This is a genomic window from Sinisalibacter aestuarii (genome assembly GCF_027923545.1).
In the GTDB taxonomy this organism is placed as follows: Bacteria; Pseudomonadota; Alphaproteobacteria; order Rhodobacterales; family Rhodobacteraceae; genus Sinisalibacter; species Sinisalibacter aestuarii.
This window is the reverse complement of record NZ_BROH01000002.1, coordinates 221972-240196: the sequence shown is the minus strand read 5'-3', so window position 1 is coordinate 240196 and position 18225 is coordinate 221972. Positions and strand designations below refer to the sequence as shown.

Here is an 18225-nt window from a genome sequence, read left to right as displayed (position 1 = left end):
AGGCTGACGGCGGAGGAGAATCGTGTGACCGGGTACCGTCAGTACGACAGGCCGCAAAAGCCAACACGCCGGGTGACGATCTCGGACGTGTCCGACGCCCTCGGGCTGACCAAGAGCACCGTCTCGCGCGCCCTCAACGGATATGACGACATCGCCGAAACGACCCGGCTGCGCGTCGCGCGCATGGCCGAGCGCATGGGCTACCGGCCAATGAGCCAGGCGCAGACGATCCGCACCGGGCGGGCGCGGGCGCTCGGGCTGGTGGTGGAGCTGTCGCCCGAAGGCGATGCGCACCGGTTGTTCCTCGCCGATTTCCTCGCCGGGCTGAGCCAGGCGGCGGGCGACGAGGGCTGGACGGTGACGATTGCCGCCGCCGACAACCAGGCCGGCGCGCTCGACGCGATGCGCGCGCTGGTGCGCGACCGCAAGGCCGATGGCTTCGTTCTGCCGCGCACGCTGTGGGACGATCCGCGTGTGGCGCTTCTGCGGCGCGAGCATGTGCCCTTCGTGCTGTTTGGCCGGGTGCGCGACGGCGCCGATTGCGCCTGGCACGATGTGCGCGGCGAAGAGGCGATGGCCGATGCGGTGGCGCGGCTCGTGGCGCTGGGGCACCGGCGGATCGGCTTCGTCAACGGGATGCAGCACCTGGCCTATTGCCATCACCGCCGCGCGGGCTTTCTCGACGGTATGGCAGCGGCGGGGCTGGCGGCGGACCCGGCGCTGATCGTCGAGGGCATGGCCAATGCCGGCGATGCGGCCCGCGCCACCCGCGCGCTTCTCGATCTGCCGGAGCCGCCCACCGCATTGATCTACGCCACCGATACGCTGGCGCTGGGCGCCTACCGGGCCGCGCGCGCGCTGGGGCTGGAACTGGGGCGCGATCTGTCGGTGATCGGCTATGACGGGCTGCCGGAAGGCACGGCGGTGCTGCCGGCGCTCGCCTCCTACGCCGTGGATTTCCGTGGCGTGGGGCAGACATTGGCCCGCCATCTGATCCGCCGCATCGAGGGCGATCAGCCGGAAACCTTGCGCACGACCATTGCCGCGGTGTTCCGCGATGGCGGTTCCATCGGCGCGCCCGCGCTGACGCCGCCGGAGCTTGCCGCGCGGCTGCGCGGGCGTGCGGCGGCGCCTTCGGACCATTCGGACGAGACCTAGTATCACCAAGGAGGATGTGATGACGAAACTGAAAATCCATTTGCTGTCGGGCGCCGCGATGGCGCTGGCGCTGACCGCGACGGCGGCAAGCGCGGATAACATCCGGTTCTGGACCACCGAGGAGCAGCCCGAGCGGCTGGCCAAGCAGCAGGAGATGGCCGCCGCCTTCGCCGAGGCGACGGGCAACACCGTCGAGGTGATCCCGGTCACCGAAAGCGATCTCGGCACCCGCGCCACCGCGGCCTTCGCGGCGGGTGATCTGCCGGACGTGATCTACCACACCCTGCAATACGCGCTGCCCTGGGCCGAGGCCGGTATTCTCGATATCGACGCGGCCACCGATGCGATCGAGGATCTCGGCGCCGATACCTTCGCCCCCGGCGCGCTGGAAATGGCCGCCGTCGATGGCGGCTATGCCTCGGTGCCGGTCGATGGCTGGACGCAGATGATCATCTACCGCAAGGATCTGTTCGAAGAGGCCGGGCTGGAGCCGCCCACCTCCTACGCCGCAGTGGAAGCGGCGCTCGACGCGCTCAACAATCCGCCCGAGATGTTCGGCTTCGTCGCCGCCACCAAGGTGGACGACAACTTCATGAGCCAGGTTCTGGAGCATGTCTTCCTCGCCAACGGGGTGACCCCGGTCGATGCCGATGGCTTCGCGCCGCTCGATGAGGCGAAAACCACCGAAGTGCTCGAATTCTACAAGAAGATCGCCGATGCCTCGCCGCCGGGCGATCTGTACTGGGATCAGTCGCGCTCGCTCTACTTCTCGGGCAACGCGGCGATGATCATCTGGTCGCCCTTCATCCTCGACGAGCTCGCGGGCCTGCGCGACAGCGCCCCGCCGACGATCAACGACGATCCGACTTCGCCCGAGCTGGCCTCGAAAACCGGGATCGTGACCAACTTCGCCGGGCCGTCGAACCCCGATGGCGCGGCCTGGGCCGATATCCGCTATTTCGGCATCACCGCCGACGCGAATACCGATGTGGCGATGGATTTCGTGAAATATTCGATGGATGAGGGCTACACCCAGACGCTTTCGATCGCGCCGGAAGGCAAGTTCCCGGTGCGGCGCGGCAATGCGGAAGACCCGGAAGCCTTCACCAAGGCCTGGGCGACGCTGCCGATGGGCGTGGACCGCAAGGCGCCGATGGGCGATCTCTACGCACAGGACATGATCGACGAGATCGTCGGCGGGCTTGACGTTGCCCAGCGCTGGGGCGTGGCCGAGGGGCAGCTTGCGCTGGCCTCGAAGATGATCAACTCGCAGATCGTCAACCGCGTCGTGCGTCAGTATCTCGACGGTGAGATCGACGCCGCCGCCGCCGTGGCGGCGATGAACGACGAGCTGTCGAAGATCGAGTGATCGCAGACCATCGGGCGGGCTCCGACGGGCCCGCCCTTTCTTTCCCGACGGACTTGCGCGATGAGTGACGCCACCCCTCCCATCGGCACCGGGCCGCTCGCCCGCCGCGAGGCGCGGCTGGCCTGGGGCCTGTTGTTTCCCACCATATTCGCCGTGGCGGCGGTGGTGGTGCTGCCGCTGATCGCGGTGTTCTGGATCAGCTTCAAGCCGGTGGAGCTGGGCGATCTGCGCCCGCCCGAAGCCATCGTGCGCGAAGATCTGCGCGGCAACCCGGAGGCGGCGGGCGACGAGGCCACGCTGCGCTACCGGCTGCGCAATTCCAGCGCCGAGGCCGGCGTGACTGGCGTGGTGCTCACCGATAGCTGGACGCCGGGGCTGGAGCCCGTCGCGATCGACCCGCGCTGCAATCTCGACGGCGCCGCGTTCCGCTGCGATTTCGGCGATTGGGAGGGCGGTCACCGCGAGACGCTCACGATCCCGGTAATCGTCGGGCAGGCGTTTTTCGACAATGGCGCGGAGGTGGACGATACCCCCGCCGAAATCGCCTTCAGATCGCAATCGGTGCTCACCTCGGGCGAGTTCACGCTCGACAATTTCCGCGCGATCTTCGACGGCAACGAATTCTGGTCGGTGCTCGGCGTCACCCTGTTCTATACCGTGTTCGGCACCATCGGCGCGCTGGTCATGGGCCTGTTCGCCGCGATGCTGCTCAACCATTCCTTCAAAGGCCAGGGCATCCTGCGCGGGCTTTACCTCTTCCCCTATGTCGCCCCGGTGATCGCCGTGGCTTTCGCCTGGATCCTGCTCTTCGATCCGTTCTCGGGCTCGGCCAATGCGCTTCTGGTGCAGATGGGCGTGACCGATCAGGCGATCAATTTCTTCGGCCAGCGCCCGCTTGCGCTGCTGACGGTGACCGCCTTCGAGATCTGGCGCTACTTCCCGCTGTCGTTCCTGTTCATCCTCGCGCGGATGCAGTCGATCGACACCGACATGTATGAGGCCGCCGATATGGACGGCGCTTCGCCGTTCCAGAAATTCTGGTATCTCAGCCTGCCGATGCTGCTCGGCATCCTCTCGGTGCTGTTCCTGCTGCGCTTCATCTGGACCTTCAACAAATTCGACGACATCTTCCTGCTGACCGGCGGCAATGCCGGCACCCGCACGCTTACCGTGAACGTCTATGAACAGGCCTTTGCCGTGTCCAATATCGGTGCCGGCGCGGCGGTGGCGGTGGTGATCTTCGGCTGTCTCATCCTGTTTTCCTTCTTCTTCTTCAGGTTCATCAGCAGGGAGGAAGGGCTGTGAGATATCTGCGTTTCGGCTATGTCACCGCGCCGCTGCTCGGGGCGCTGTGGATGTTCGTGATCGCCGCGACCGTCTCGGTCGCCATGTCCTTCGCCACCGGCGCGGCGTTCCGGCCATGGCTGCCGGGCGCGCTCGGGCTGGGGGCGGTGCTGGGGCTCGCCGCCTTCTGGCTGCCCCGGGCCTGGGCGCTGTCGGCGCTTGGCGCGATCCTTGCGGGCGCGCTCATGTCGGTCGGCATCGGCCCGGTGGTGACGGGCGCGGGCATTTCGGCGCTGTCCTTCGTGCTGACGGCGCTGGCGCTCGGGATCGGCACCGGCTGGCCGCTCGCGCTGTTTTTGCGCGATCTGCCCGTCGGCGTGCTCACCCGCCACCAGTTCGAAGGCGCGGTGATCCGGTTCCTGATGGGGTTTGGCTATATCTTCTTCACCGCCATCGTGGTCATCCCGTTCTACGTGATGGTGATGACATCGCTGAAGAACCAGGCTCAGCTGATCCAGAACCCGCTCGATTTTTCCATCGACCTGTCGCAGGGCTGGGGCCTGTTCCGCTCCTATGTGGAGTTGGTCCGCGATTTCCGCTTCGGCGAATATATGTGGACCTCGTTTTACATTTCCGTCCTGACCGTGCTGATCACGCTCGCCTTCGCCATTCCCGGCGCCTATGCGGTGGCGCGGCTGCGCTTTCGGGGGCAGGCGGCCTTTTCGCGCTCGATCCTGCTCATTTACATGGTGCCGATGATCGTGCTGGCGCTGCCGATCTACATCGCCTTTTCAATGACGGGCCTGCGCAATTCCATCACCGGGATCGTGATGATCTATCCTGTCACCACCATTCCCGTGGCGCTCTACATGCTGCAGGGCTATTTCCGGGGGCTTCCCGCCGAGGTGGAAGAGGCCGGGCTGATGGACGGGCTGTCGCGCCTCCAGGTGATCTGGAAAATCACCCTGCCACTCTCGCTGCCGGCGCTCGCCTCCGTCTCGCTCTACGTCTTCATGATCGCCTGGAACGAATTCCTGCTTGCCTTCATGCTGCTTGACGACCCGTCGAAATTCACCCTCACCCGCGGCATCGCCTCGCTCAATTCCTCCGAGATCCCGCGCCAGCACCTGATGGCGGGTTCGGTGATCGCCACCGTGCCGATCATGGCGCTGTTCCTCGGGCTTGAGAAATTCATGACCAAGGGCCTGACCGCGGGGTCGGTCAAAGGATGAACCTGGCACTCGACAATGAGGCCCGCGCGATCCTCGCGGGCAATGACCGGGGCGGCTACACCGTTCCCACGGCGGGGCTCTATCCCTATCAGTGGAACTGGGACAGTATCTTCGCGGCGATGGGCTTCGCCGAGCATGACCGGGCCCGTGCCTGGGCCGAGATCGAGACGCTGTTTTCCGGCCAATGGCCCAACGGCATGGTGCCGCATATCCTGTTTCATAAGGTCGATCCCTCCTACTTCCCCGGTCCCGATATCTGGGGCGGGGTGGGGCCGTTGCCTTCGTCGGGGATCAGCCAGCCGCCGGTGGCCGCCACCTTCATCCGCTGCCTCTACGAGCAGGACAAGGCGCTGGGCGCGGCGCATGTGCGTGCCCTCATCCCGCGCCTGACCGACTGGCACCGCTGGTTCATCACCTGGCGCGGCGAGGGCGGGGCGATCTGCGTCAGCCACCCGTGGGAGACGGGCCGTGACAATGCCCCGGACTGGGATGCGCCCTTTGCCGCCATCGAACCCGTGGGGGTCGAAGAATACCGCCGCCGCGACACCACCCATGTGGTCGAGGACGAGCGCCCGCGCTCCTATGAATACGACCGCTACCTCTACCTGGTGAAGCTCGGGCGCGAGAGCGGCTGGGACGAGGCGCATATCAAGGCGGACTCGCCCTTCCGCGTGGCCGATCCGACGATGACCTTCATCCTCCTGCGCGCCAATCGCGACCTGCTGGCTTTGGCGCGGGAATTCGGCGCGCCGACGGATGAGATCGAGGGCTGGATTGCCGCGATCGGGGCCGGGGCGGAGCGGCTGTGGAACCCGGAGATCGGAGCCTATGACTGCCTCGATATCCGCAGCGGCCAGCATTCCGGCGTGATCTCCAATGCCTCCTTCCTGAGCTGGTATGGCGGCTTGCACGATGACCGGATGCTCGCCCATTTCGAGCGTATCCGTGGCCTCACCCGCTTTGGCGTGCCGAGCGCCGATCCGGGCCACCCGGCCTATGAGCCGCGCCGCTACTGGCGCGGGCCGGTTTGGGCGATGATGAACTGGCTTATCGCCATGGGGCTCGACGAGGCCGGGCATGGCGATCTGGCCGAGGCGCTGCGATTGAACACCGGCGAGATGATCGCCACCGGCGGCTTTGCCGAATATTTCGACCCGCGCGACGGCACCCCCGCCGGCGGGCGCAATTTTACATGGACGGCCGCCGTCTGGCTGGCCTGGGCGTCACCCACAAGCGGGAGGATTTCATGTCCAGCATCGAGCTGAGAGCGGTCGAAAAATGGTTCGGCGATGTGCAGGTGATCAAGGGCGTCGATCTCGCCATCGAGGAGGGCGAGTTCATCATCTTCGTCGGCCCCTCTGGCTGCGGCAAGTCCACCCTTCTGCGGATGATCGCGGGGCTGGAGGAAACCTCGCGCGGGCAGGTTCTGATCGACGGGCGCGACGCCACCGCCGAGGCGCCATCGCAGCGCGGGCTGACCATGGTGTTTCAGTCCTACGCGCTTTACCCGCATATGTCGGTGCGCGAGAATATGGGCTTCTCGCTCAAGGCAGCCGGGGTGGCGAAATCCGAGATCGTCGAAAAGGTCGACCGGGCTGCGGACGTGCTGAAGCTGGGCGACTATCTCGACCGGCGGCCCAAGGATCTGTCCGGCGGCCAGCGCCAGCGCGTCGCCATCGGCCGCTCGATCGTGCGCGATCCCACCGCCTTCCTGTTCGACGAGCCGCTGTCGAACCTCGATGCCGCCTTGCGCGTCGAGATGCGCTACGAGATCGCCAAGCTGCACCGCTCGCTGCAGGCCACGATGATCTATGTCACCCATGATCAGGTGGAAGCGATGACGCTGGCCGACCGGATCGTGGTGCTTGAGGCGGGCAGGATCGCCCAGATCGGCAGCCCGCGCGAGCTGTACGAGCGCCCCGCCAACCTGTTCGTCGCCCAGTTCATCGGCAGCCCGAAGATGAACGTCTTTCCCGCCGATGCGGCCTCCGGGCCGGGCCTGCCGCAAGGCGCGGCGCAGATCGGCGTGCGGCCCGAACATATCACGCCGGTCGATCCCGGCGCGGGGATGATGGATGGTGTTGTGGACGTGGTCGAATATCTCGGCGCCGATACCTATCTGATCGTCGATTGCGCGGGTGCGGGCCATGTGACCGTGCGCGTCGAGGGCGATACCGAGGTAAAGCCCGGCGCCACGCTGGGCCTCGCCTTCGCGCCGGGCAAGCTGCACGCCTTCGATGCCGCCGGCCACACGATCCGCGACTGATCCCGCAGAACCGCCCGGCAGCCGGCGAGGCGGTTTGACACGCCCCGCGCGAACGCATAGGCGGGGCGGGACGTGTGTGAACGGCAGGCAGGAGCAGGGCGATGGGTGGCAAGAACCTTCTGATGGTGGGCGCGGGGCTGTCCGGCGCGGTGATCGGGCGGCATCTGGCCGAGCTTGGCCACAAGGTCACGGTGATCGACGCGCGCGATCATATCGGCGGCAATTGCCACACCGAGCGCGATGGCGATACCGGCGTGATGGTGCATGTCTATGGGCCCCATATCTTCCACACCGACGACGAGGAAGTGTGGGAATATGTGAACCGGTTCGAGCGGTTCATGCCCTACAAGAACCGGGTCAAGACCACGGTGGGCGGGCATGTCTACTCGCTGCCGATCAACCTGCACACGATCAACCAGTTCTATGGCCGCGCCATGCGCCCGGACGAGGCGAAGGCCTTCATCGAAGAGCAGGCCGATACCTCGATAGACGATCCGCAAACCTTCGAGGAGCAGGCGCTGCGCTTCGTCGGCCCCGATCTCTACGAAGCGTTCTTCAAGGGCTACACCCAGAAGCAATGGGGCTGCTCGCCCACCGAGTTGCCCGCCTCGATCCTCAAGCGCCTGCCGGTGCGCTTCAATTACGACGACAATTACTTCGCTCATCGCTTTCAGGGGATGCCGGAAAACGGCTACACGGCGATGATCGGGCGCATCCTCGATCACGAGGGCATCCGTGTGGAGCTTGGCCGCAAGGTCACCCGCGCCGAAGCCGCCGCCTACGATCACGTCTTCTATTCCGGCCCGCTCGATGGCTGGTTCGACTATGAGCTGGGCCGCCTCGGCTACCGCACGCTGGATTTTGAGCGCTTCACCCATGACGGCGATTACCAGGGCACGGCGGTGATGAATTACGGCGAGGTCGGCGTGCCCTATACGCGCATCACCGAGCACAAGCATTTCAGCCCGTGGGAAAGCCATGAAGGCTCTGTGCTCTACCGTGAATTCTCGCGCGAATGCGGGCCGGACGACATTCCCTATTACCCGATCCGCCTCGTCGATGAAAAAGAGATGCTCAGCGCCTATGTCGACAGGGCGAAAACCGAGCGCGGCGTCAGCTTCGTCGGCCGTCTCGGCACCTATCGCTATCTCGATATGGACGTGACGATCCGCGAGGCGCTCGACGCCGCCCGCGCCTGGGCGCGGGCCGAGGAACTGGGCGAAACGCCGCCGGTCTTCTTCGTCGCGCCGCTCTGACGGCCAGCCACGGAAATTTCATCCCGGGCGGGGTTGGCTCGCCGGACGGGGCCCTTATGATCGGGGGCTGAGACAGTCGATTCATGGCGGGCAACAGGTTTCCGGGGGATGGATTTTGCGCAAGGCGGGGCCGCGATTACGGCCACCGCGCGCAGCAGATGCTTTCCCGGATTGCGAGGCGGTTCCGCGCGGTTTGAGCTGAGACAGGATTGGAGCGGGTCATGGGGTTTGAGTTAGCCCGGCGTCTGGGTGTGGCGGTGGGCGCCGTGGGGGTTGCCGCGGCGCTGGCAGCGCCGGTGTTCGGGCAGGGCATTCCCGCGCCCGATGCGGCAACGCTCGATGCGCAATGGCAGGTTTACGCCGGCGATACCGTGCCTTCGGTTGTCGAATTCTCGCCCATGCGCGCGACCCAGGAGGTGGCGCTGGCCGATGGCGGCACGCTCCGGCTGACCTCGCTGCATCCCGGCGTCAACCGCTGGTATCTGCTCGAACGCCGCCCCGCCGAGGGGCAGGGCCGCGCCGAAAGCTGGCATTTCGAGAACGGCGACGCCGCCACATGGTTTGTCTCGCTGACCGGCGGCGCCGACCCGGCGCTGCTGATCGAGGGGGCGGGCGATGCGCGCGAATGCCGCCCCTGGGCCGGCGAAACCTCCGATCTGGCCACGGCGGCGGGCAGCGGGCTGCCCTATGCGCCGGTCTGCGGCGGCCGGCTCTATCTGCGCAACAAGGTCTCAGGCTCGCGCACCAACCGCGAGGCGGTGTCGGACTTTCTGCGCAAGAATGTGGTTTTCGGCGACAAGCTGGTCAATCTGATCAAGGGCACCTTCTTTGAAGATGCGTTCCTCGAATCCGCCGCGCTCGGCGGCGAGGAGGACGATACCGGCGCGGTGGTCGCGGCGCTGGGCCAGGCCGATCTCGACCGCCGCCCGCTCATGCGCACCGCGATGGGCCTGCCGGTGGAGGGCGCGCCGGACGGGATGGAAGCGGGCAGCTGGTACGTGGCCGACGGGCAGGAGGGCGTTTTCGCCTCGGTGATGCAGCCCGGCCTGATCTCGGCCGAGATCCTCAAGGCGCGCAACGGAGCCAACTGGTTCGACGGGGTCGAGCAGAATGCCGATGTCTACCTCGTCGCCTTCGACCTCGGCCGGTTCGATGTGGGCTACGAGCTTGGCACCGATCACCCGGGCCTCGAATGGTCGTCGCGCCCGCAGCGCAGCGGCATCGACTGGAACATTCCCGGCCCCGACGGCTTTGCGCGCCCCGATCCGCTGGTGCGCAACGGAATGCTCTCTCCGGCGCTGACCCCGCGCGTGGTCGCGGGCATTGCCGGCGGCTTCAAGCGCGATCACGGGGCGTTTCGCTTTTCCGATTATGCCGGGTTCAACCGTGGCCACCATTACGGCTTCATCTCCAACGGCGTCACCTTTTCGCGGATGATCGAAAACCTCGCCACGCTCTACGTGACCGTCGATGGCGAGGTGGGCATGAAAACCTGGCAGGAGGCCGACAATGCGATGATCCCGCGCCTGGCCTATGCCCGGCAGAACGGCGTGTCTGTCGTCGAGCGCGATCCCGGGACAGGCGCCAGCGTGCCGGGGCCGCGGGTGACAAGCTGGGGCGGCGGCAACTGGTCGGGCTCGGCGGAGGCGCAACTGCGCACGCTGCGCTCCGGCGCCTGCCTGCGCGAAAGCGGCGGGCGCAAATTCCTGATCTACGCCTATTTCTCGTCCGTCACGCCCTCGGCGATGGCGCGGGTGTTCCAGGCCTATGAGTGCGATTACGGCATGTTGCTCGACATGAACTCGCCGGAGCTGACCTATATGGCGCTCTACCGCCAGAACGAGGCCGGCGACGGGCTGGTCGCCGATCATCTGTCGCGCCCGATGGCCGAGAGCGATCCGTGGCTCGACGGTAGCCGGGTGCCCCGTTTCGTGACATTCTCGGATAACCGCGACTTCATCTACCTGCTCAGGAAGGAGTGATTCATGCGCAAGCTGGTCAGGGCCGCCGCCCTCTCGCTCGGCCTCATGGCCGCGCTTCCCGCCACCGCCGCGACGCTGGCGGAGAACAACGAGGCGATGTTCGCCCAGATGCAGCAGGTGCGCGGTGTGAGCGCCGCCGAGATTTCGCGCATTCGCCAGATCTTTCAGGCGTCGGGCTGGATGGGGCAGGGCAATCCGGCCATCACCCGCCACCCGATGACAGCCGCCGAGGCGCAGGCCCGGCTGCCGCAGAACGCCTATGCCTACTACCGCAATTCCCGCTTCGAGCGGATCTGCGGCGAGCGCTACATGGCGCCGCTCTACGATCCGGCCACCCAGCGCCCGGAGGATGCGAAGGTCTGCATCGACATGTTCGAATACCCCAACGTGCCGCTGGCCTACCCGGTGACCTGGGTGCGCGCCTCCGAGGCCGCGCAGGTCTGCGCCGCCGAGGGCAAGCGGATGGGCGACGCCCATGAATGGGAAGGCGCGGCGGCGGGCGCGCTGCTTGAGCCCGATTACCGCTTCGATCTCGGCTCGCAACAGGCGATGCGCGCCTGGCATAACGGCAAGTGGGGCGCGTCGAAAAACTGGACCTACGGGCCGCAATGGCAGCGTGGCATCTGCGCCCAGAACAGCTCGAAGTCACCGGGCTGCAACGGCGGTTCCTGGTCGGGCTGCGGCTCCAACACCTATCCGGTGGGGGCCTTCCCGAACTGCAAATCGGCGCTGGGCGTCTACGATCTCGAAGGCAATGCCGCTGAGCATATGAACCTGCCGCTCGCCCCCGATCAGATGGCCTCGCGCGGCTCGACCACGCTGGGTGTGACCGAGATGAAGGGATCGTGGTTCATCTGGGACAAGATCCGCGCCCATGAGGAATGGGCTCGCTGGCGTGCGCCGTACTGGCATGGCAGCCGCGTGCTCTCGGCCTCGTCGCACCGCAATTACCATCTCGGCTTTCGCTGCTTCAAGGATGTGCGCTGAGGGCCGGGGCGGCCGGATCGGCGCGGGCCACGCGGTTTAGAAGAGGCGTGCCCACCTGACACAAGAAAACCGCCGGGCGATCGCCCGGCGGTTTTTTCTTCCGAACCCTTCTTAGCGGCTCGCCGTGCGGATGACCGGGCCGGGCAGGGGGCCTTCGCTGTTCAGCAGCGAGGCGTAGCGGCTGGAGCCAAGCAGCTCGTCAAGGCTCACCGGGCGGCCATTGAGATAGGCCGTCTTGCTGACGAGCCGAATGCCGTGGCTGTAATCGGCGTAATTCGCGCCGTGCACGGTGCTCACCGGCTGGATCGGGCTGCCGCCCGAGCGGTGCCAGCCATAGATCGCCACCCGGCCAGGGGCCGAGGCCATGCGGCTCGCCATCACCACGTCTTTCTTCTGGCCGGCAACCAGCCCGCCACGCCCGCCAAGCTGGCCCTGGATCGTGGCATTGTGGCGCAGGAAGTAGGCGGTGGACGACATTTGCGGCCCCGCCTGCATCGGTGCGGGCGACAGGTGCACATCGGCCTGGGCGTAAATCGCATCGACCATGCGCGGCGTGGGAAGCGTCATGTCGAACTGCCCGGCGATACGCGCGGCGGCGGGCAGGCCGAGCGGCACGCGCACGAAATCGCTGTCCGAGCCGAGCGCGAGGTAGTCGGGGGTGACGCAGATCACGATTTCGGCGTCGGCTCCGCGCGCATCCTGGCCCCGGAACGTCACCGGCTCCAGCCGGCGCAGGAAGTTCGGCATGTTGCCGCGTGCCAGCTCCTGGATCACCCGGGCGTCGCGGTCGGTGCCCGAGAGGTTGCCGAGTGCGGCGAAGAACGCTGCGCCGCCGGCGGCGCCACCGGAGCGGCGCGGCATGGCGCGGGCGAGGGTGGTGCCGCAATTGCGCGAACCACCGCCCGAGAAGAGGCCGCCGGACCGCGCCGGAACCGGCTCCGCTACCGTGGCGGCGGGGGCGCTGGGCTGGGCGAGCAGGGCGGCCACGCGGGTGGCCTCCGGGCGCGGTTGGGGCCGGATGCCGGGAATGGTTTCGGCAAAGCTCGCCTCTGCTTCGGCCAGCACCGGGGCAGCGATTTCGGGGCGCGGTTGCGGCCGGGTCGCGGGCATGTCGGGCGCGGCATAGGCCGTGGTCATGCTGTCCAGCGCCACCTCGGGCGTGGTGAAGCCAAGGGTGGCGCCATGGCGGGCCTCGGCATCGGCGGCGGCGAGGGCGGCATAGGCTTCCGGCTGTGCCGCCTCGTCCATCGCCGGGCGCATCGGCGGCGCGGCGAGGGCGCGGCCGGGCATCGCGATTTCGGCCATGGCCATGTCAGGCGCCGTGCCGCCACTGGCCTCGGGCGCTTGCGGCAGGGCGATGTCGGTGACGGATTTCGTCGATATCACGATCTCGTCCTCCGGGTCCGCCGGTGCGGCCTCCGGCAAGGCCGCCGGCGCGCGCGCGGCCATCACGGGCTCGGCGGGGCTGGGCACGGCGTCGAGCGGGGCAACCTCGATCCCGCTATCGGCGGGCGTGGATGACAGGATGATATCCGGCACCGCGCGGGCGGTGGCCGGCTGATTGGCCGCGAGGGTGGCGGAGATGGCCTGGCGCGGGAACAGGGCGCTGACAACGGCGTGACTCGCGCTCACGGAAACGACCGCCGCGATTGCGGCGCCGCCTGCGAACAGGGCTGCACGTTGGGCGAGCCGGGGCGAGCCGAACGTGGCCCGGAGAATGTGAGTGGTGTTTTTCATCATCCGCCGGCTCGTAACGAGACGAGTTTAAGATCACAATAACGGCACCGGCGAACCACGATAAAACGGGCGAATTTTAGGCGAATATCCGCCAAAGCCGGGCGATTTTCACTGTTTTCGGGCGGATTCTGCGGCAGGCTGACGCAGGCTCCCGGGGCCGGAAATGCCGCATCGCGGCATCGGCCGAGAGAATCACCCCATCGCCGCCGCGATATAGAGCACGATCGCGACGAGCGCCGTCCACCGGCTGATCCGGTCGGTCAGGGCGAAGATCACCGGGTCCTGGTTGACCAGTCCGCGATGGGCCAGCAGCACCGTGCGGCTGATCCAGTAGAGCAGGACAAGGCCGATCCCCCAGAGGAATTGCGGCGCATTGTATTGCGACTGCACCTCGCTCGTGTCGATATAGAGCGCCAGAACCAGCACCGCGAGAAACCCCGCCGAGGTGGCGATCATCGCCACCACCGGCCGGTCCTCGATCTGATAGGCGCGGCCCTCGGCCTTCTTGCGCACATCCTGCGATTCGAGATCGACCAGCTCGGCCAGGCGCTTCACCGCGCCGAGCGAGAGGAACAGGAAGATCGAGAAACTCAGGAGCCACATCGAGGGTACGGTGGCGGTGGCCGCCGATCCGGCGATGATCCGCAGCGTATAAAGCGTGGCGAGCACGATGATATCGGCCCCGAGGCTGCCCTTGATCCGGAAGGAATATGCCGTCGTGGTCACCGCATAAACGGCCATCACGCCGAGCAGCGCCGGCCCGTTCAGCGCCGCGATGAGGAACCCGGCGGCGAGCAGCGCGGGCACGAGCCGCCCGCCCAGGCTGAGCGGCAGGCGGCCAGAGGCGAAGGGGCGCTCACGCTTGGTCCTGTGGCGGCGGTCGGCGGGCAGGTCCATCAGGTCGTTGAGCAGATAGACCGCCGAGGCGATCAGCGAGAAGCTCAGAAAGGCGAGCAGGCTTTGCCCGAGCGACGGAAGGTCGACCCGGTGCCCCACCACCATCGGCAGGAAGACGAGCAGGTTCTTCACCCATTGATGCGGGCGCATCGCGCGCAGCGCCTCGGCGAAGACCGGCAGGCGTGGCCGGGTGCGGCTTGCCGGGGTGGCGCGCATCGGTGGGCCGGCCTCGGTGGTGTCGAAGCAGCCAAGCTCCGCCGCCACCGCTTCGGCCAGCGCCGGGTCCGCCGCGCGCAGCACCGTGGTCCGGCCCGCCGCCCGCGCCGCGCGCACCGAGTGCAGCACCGTGTCGTCATAGGGCAGGTGAGCGATGTCGAACTCCCGGGCCGCCACCTCGCGGGCCGGGTTGCCGGGTAGGATCGCGCGCCAGTCGCTCCGCAGCGCGCACCAGAATCGCTCGCCCCGCAGGTTGCCCCGCAGCAGGTCTGCATCCAGCTCGACCACGAAGGGCGCGGCTGTATCGCTCGGTGGAGTGCCGGTCACGTCCGCTCCCTGACGGTCGGGATTCTTCCCCTTTCGGGCAGGTTGCCCTCCCAAACCGGCGATGACAATGGTTTTGCCGCGCTATCTCCTTGTTAACATGGACAGCGTGGGCCATGCGGGCTACCCATTGGATGGCTAACACAAAGGGGATGTGTGCGGTGAAAGGCTTTGGTCTCGCCTTTGCGGCGGTTGTGATTGTGCCCTTGGCAGCATCGGGGCAGGCGGCAGACGATGCCCCGTCCGAGGTGCCGCCTGCCGCCGTGGCGGGGGTGCCGGTGAGCGGCGATGCGACCAGCCAGGGCAATGTGTCACTGACCGAACCGGATCAGGCCGCCTCGCAGGAGGGCGAGCTGGCGGCGACGGCTGGCGAGGCGTCCGGCCCCGGGCCCGCGGCCGATGGCGGGGACGGCGATGCCATCGCCACCGAGCCGGAGGCGGCGCGCGAAGAGGCCATGCCGGACACGCCGGTGGCGGAGATGGCCGAAGCAGAGGCCGCGCCCGCCCCCGATCCCGATATCGAGCTCTGCCGGACAACGGCGGGGCCGGCAAGCGCGGGGGTGCCCGCCGGCGCCAGTCAGGCCGCGTCCCGCCGCGCGGCGCTCGCCGCGGGGGCGCAAGCCTGCACCGCCGCTGCCCGGGCCGAGGATGCGCCCGCCGATGTGCTGTTTCTCGCCGCCGAGATCGCCCAGGGGCGGCGCGACCTGGCAGGCGCCTTTGCCCTGCTGGAGCGCGCGGCGGCCCATGGCTTCGGCCCGGCCGAGACCCGGCTGGGCGACTACTTTCTCTTCGGCCTTGCCCCGGGCGGCGAGGATGCCCCGCAGGCCATCGCGCATTACGAGGCCGCCGTGGCGCTCGGCGATGCGCCGGGGATGACCACGCTGGCGCTGATGCACCGGGTCGGCAAGGGCGTGCCGCGCGATCCGGCCCGCATGGTGACGCTGCTCGAAGGGGCGGCGGAGGCGGGCTACCACTTCGCCCAGTACCGGCTGGCCGAGACCTACCTGACCGGCGAGGGCATTCCCGGGCGGCGCGATGCGGCGCTCGGCATCCCCGATCCGGCCCGCGCCGCCGCGCTCTATACCCGCGCCGCCGAGGCGGGCAATATCACCGCCGCGCTGGAGCTTGCCGCATTGTACGGCGATCCTGCCTCCGGCCTGCCCGACAATCCCGGCGAACGGGCGCGGCTCACCCTCATGGCCTCGCGGGCCGGGCTGGCGGAAGCGACGGCGGCAATGGCGGTGCTCTACGAAACCGGGCAGGGCGTGGAGAAGGATCCGGGCGTGGCCGCGCTGCTCTATATCCGTGCGCTCGAAAGCGGCGAGGTCAGTTTCGAGGCGCTGCGCAAGGGTGCGCCGGCGCGCTGGGATTTCGATACGGCGGTGGCCTTTCAGAAGGTTTTGCAGGAGCGCGGGCTTTATACCGGCGCGCTTGACGGGATGATCGGGCCGGGCTCGGCGGCGGCGGCCCGCGCGCTGGCCGGGAACTAGCCTCATTTCTGTGCAGAACCGGCCTCGCGGCGGCGCTGACACCCGCTGCGCGCGAAAATCGGCCCGCGATGCTGGACTTCCCGCCGCCTGGGTCTATCCTCTGGATATTGCAGCAGGATTTCCGCCCGGCGGGGGCGATTGAGGGAGTGATGACTCACAACAAGGCGGCATCGTTCGGTGCGAGGCTGGAACAGCTTCTGGCGCAGATCTACCCCGAGCCCGATACCGGCATTCTCGCCACCAAGGTGATCGAGGCCTTCTGGCCCGAGGGCACCCATCGCCGCACCCGTCAGCGCAAGCCCGGCAACAACATGTGGTCGCAGCGCGATGCGGTGCTCATCACCTATGGCGACACGATCACCGATGGTGTCAACAAACCGCTGGAACTGCTGCACGATTTTCTCGTCACCCATCTCGACGGGGTGGTGAACGGGGTGCATATCCTGCCCTTCTTCCCGTTCACCTCCGACGATGGCTTTGCCGTCACCGATTACCGCAAGGTGAACCCGGTGCTGGGCGGCTGGGGCGATGTCGCGCGGATCGGGCGCGAATTTCACCTGATGTCGGATCTCGTGCTCAACCATGTCTCGTCGCAAAGCCCGTGGTTCAACGAATTCCGCCAGGGCCACCCGCCCTATGACGAATTCTTCGTCACCGCCGACCCGGACGAGGATTTTTCGCAGGTCGTGCGCCCGCGCACCACGCCGCTGCTGCAACCTGTCGAAACCAGCGATGGGGTCCGCAATGTCTGGTGCACCTTCAGCCACGATCAGGTGGATCTGAACTTCGCCAATCCCGAGGTGCTGCTGGAAATCCTGCGCATCATCCGGCTGCATATCGACATGGGCGTGCGGATCATCCGGCTCGACGCGGTGGCCTTCATCTGGAAGCGGGTGGGCACCTCCTGCATCCATCTGCCCGAAACCCACGCAATTGTAAAATTGCTGCGTCTGCTGGCCGATTTTGCCACTGAAAGCGTGGTTCTCTTGACGGAAACGAACGTGCCCAAGGCTGAGAACCTGTCTTATTTCGGTCACCGCGACGAGGCGCATTCGGTCTACAATTTCCCGCTGCCGCCGCTGGTGCTGCATGCGATGCTGTCGGGCTCGGCGAGCTATCTGCTGAAATGGCAGCGCGCCATGCCGCCCGCGCCGCTGGGCTGCGCCTATCTCAACTTCACCGCCTCGCATGACGGGATCGGGATGCGCCCCGCCGAGGGGCTGCTGCCCGAGGGCGAGATCGCGCGGATGATCGACACGGTGAAGGCCGGCGGCGGGCTGGCCTCGATGCGGGCGCTGCCGGGCGGTGGCGAGGCGGTCTATGAGCTCAACACCTCCTATTTCGATGCGATGACGCAGACCTTCGCCGGTGAGGACGATCTGAAGACCGAGCGGTTCCTGTGCTCGCAGACGATCGTGATGTCGCTCGAAGGCATTCCCGCCTTCTACATCCACGCCATGCTGGCCACGCCCAACGATCTCGACGCGGTGGAGCGGCGCGGCATGAACCGGGCGATCAACCGGCACCGCTGGGATTACCCGAGCCTGCGCGAGAAGCTGGCCGACCGGACATCGGATCAGGCCCGTGTGCTGTCGGCGCTGTCGGAGCGGCTGAAGCTGCGCGCGCGCCAGCCCGCCTTCCACCCGAACGCGACCCAGTTCACGCTTTCGCTGGATGACCGGGTGTTTGGCATCTGGCGGCAATCGCTGGACCGCACCCAGTCGATCTTCGCGCTGCACAACGTCTCGGATCAGGAGGTGGAGCTGCCGGCAACGGCGCTCAACCTGATCGAAGACGAAGCCTGGGCCGATCTGCTCACCGGCGAGCCGGTGCGCCCCGGCGAGGGCGCGATTACCCTCGCGCCCTATCAGTGCCGCTGGATCGCGAATTTCGTGTGAACCGACCGGGGCCGGCCCGCCGGGCGCGGGGTGGGGCCTGTCCGGACCCGGGACGAGCCCGGGGCACCCGGGGCATATGCACGACTGGTCGGGATGCGGCGCGCGGGGCAGCAAGCCAGGCGCCGGTAG

General features: G+C 67.4%; 13 protein-coding genes. 11 read left to right on the top strand and 2 right to left on the bottom strand.

The features are described from left to right. Window positions 1–24 precede the first annotated feature (24 nt). From QMG28_RS06050 to QMG28_RS06010, 9 genes are all read left to right on the top strand, one after another. Entirely contained in the window at window positions 25–1158 is a 1134-nt protein-coding gene (locus QMG28_RS06050) for a LacI family DNA-binding transcriptional regulator (RefSeq protein ID WP_281841317.1), read from the top strand. A gap of 19 nt (window positions 1159–1177) precedes the next feature. After that, the gene (locus QMG28_RS06045; protein WP_281841316.1) at window positions 1178–2527 is read left to right on the top strand and encodes an ABC transporter substrate-binding protein; all 1350 of its coding nucleotides are present in this window, start codon (window positions 1178–1180) and stop codon (window positions 2525–2527) included. 60 nt (window positions 2528–2587) lie between these two features. Continuing rightward, window positions 2588–3832, top strand: coding sequence for a carbohydrate ABC transporter permease (locus QMG28_RS06040; RefSeq protein WP_281841315.1), 1245 nt, complete (start codon window positions 2588–2590; stop codon window positions 3830–3832). Continuing rightward, window positions 3829–5043, top strand: a complete 1215-nt coding sequence (locus QMG28_RS06035) for a carbohydrate ABC transporter permease (RefSeq protein ID WP_281841314.1) — start codon at window positions 3829–3831, stop codon at window positions 5041–5043. The genes QMG28_RS06040 and QMG28_RS06035 overlap by 4 nt, the downstream gene beginning before the upstream one ends. Continuing rightward, window positions 5040–6308: an amylo-alpha-1,6-glucosidase gene (locus QMG28_RS06030; RefSeq protein ID WP_281841313.1), complete on the top strand. Its 1269-nt coding sequence runs from the start codon at window positions 5040–5042 to the stop codon at window positions 6306–6308. The genes QMG28_RS06035 and QMG28_RS06030 overlap by 4 nt, the downstream gene beginning before the upstream one ends. Next, window positions 6290–7309 carry an ABC transporter ATP-binding protein gene (locus QMG28_RS06025; RefSeq protein WP_281841312.1) on the top strand — a complete coding sequence of 340 codons (1020 nt, stop codon included), beginning with the start codon at window positions 6290–6292 and terminating at the stop codon, window positions 7307–7309. The genes QMG28_RS06030 and QMG28_RS06025 overlap by 19 nt, the downstream gene beginning before the upstream one ends. Window positions 7310–7410: 101 nt before the next feature. Beyond that, a complete protein-coding gene (glf, locus tag QMG28_RS06020) occupies window positions 7411–8565 on the top strand; it encodes a UDP-galactopyranose mutase (protein WP_281841311.1) in 1155 nt (384 codons plus the stop codon). 221 nt (window positions 8566–8786) lie between these two features. Then, window positions 8787–10547 carry a hypothetical protein gene (locus QMG28_RS06015; protein ID WP_281841310.1) on the top strand — a complete coding sequence of 587 codons (1761 nt, stop codon included), beginning with the start codon at window positions 8787–8789 and terminating at the stop codon, window positions 10545–10547. A 3-nt stretch (window positions 10548–10550) separates the two neighbouring features. Continuing rightward, complete coding sequence (locus QMG28_RS06010) at window positions 10551–11534, top strand: SUMF1/EgtB/PvdO family nonheme iron enzyme (RefSeq protein ID WP_281841309.1); 984 nt, start codon at window positions 10551–10553, stop codon at window positions 11532–11534. Window positions 11535–11645: 111 nt separating this feature from the next. Here the strand turns inward: QMG28_RS06010 and QMG28_RS06005 are convergent, their stop codons facing one another. Further along, entirely contained in the window at window positions 11646–13166 is a 1521-nt protein-coding gene (locus QMG28_RS06005; protein ID WP_281841308.1) for a hypothetical protein, read from the bottom strand. Between the two features lie 297 nt (window positions 13167–13463). Further along, a complete protein-coding gene (locus QMG28_RS06000; protein ID WP_281841307.1) occupies window positions 13464–14711 on the bottom strand; it encodes a UbiA family prenyltransferase in 1248 nt (415 codons plus the stop codon). Window positions 14712–14869: 158 nt separating this feature from the next. Between QMG28_RS06000 and QMG28_RS05995 the strand changes: the two genes are divergently transcribed. Together QMG28_RS05995 and QMG28_RS05990 are read left to right on the top strand one after the other, a co-directional pair. Next, window positions 14870–16198: a tetratricopeptide repeat protein gene (locus QMG28_RS05995; RefSeq protein WP_281841306.1), complete on the top strand. Its 1329-nt coding sequence runs from the start codon at window positions 14870–14872 to the stop codon at window positions 16196–16198. 149 nt (window positions 16199–16347) lie between these two features. After that, on the top strand, window positions 16348–18096 hold the full coding sequence (locus tag QMG28_RS05990) for an alpha-amylase family glycosyl hydrolase (protein WP_281841305.1): 1749 nt from the start codon (window positions 16348–16350) through the stop codon (window positions 18094–18096). Window positions 18097–18225: the final 129 nt, after the last annotated feature.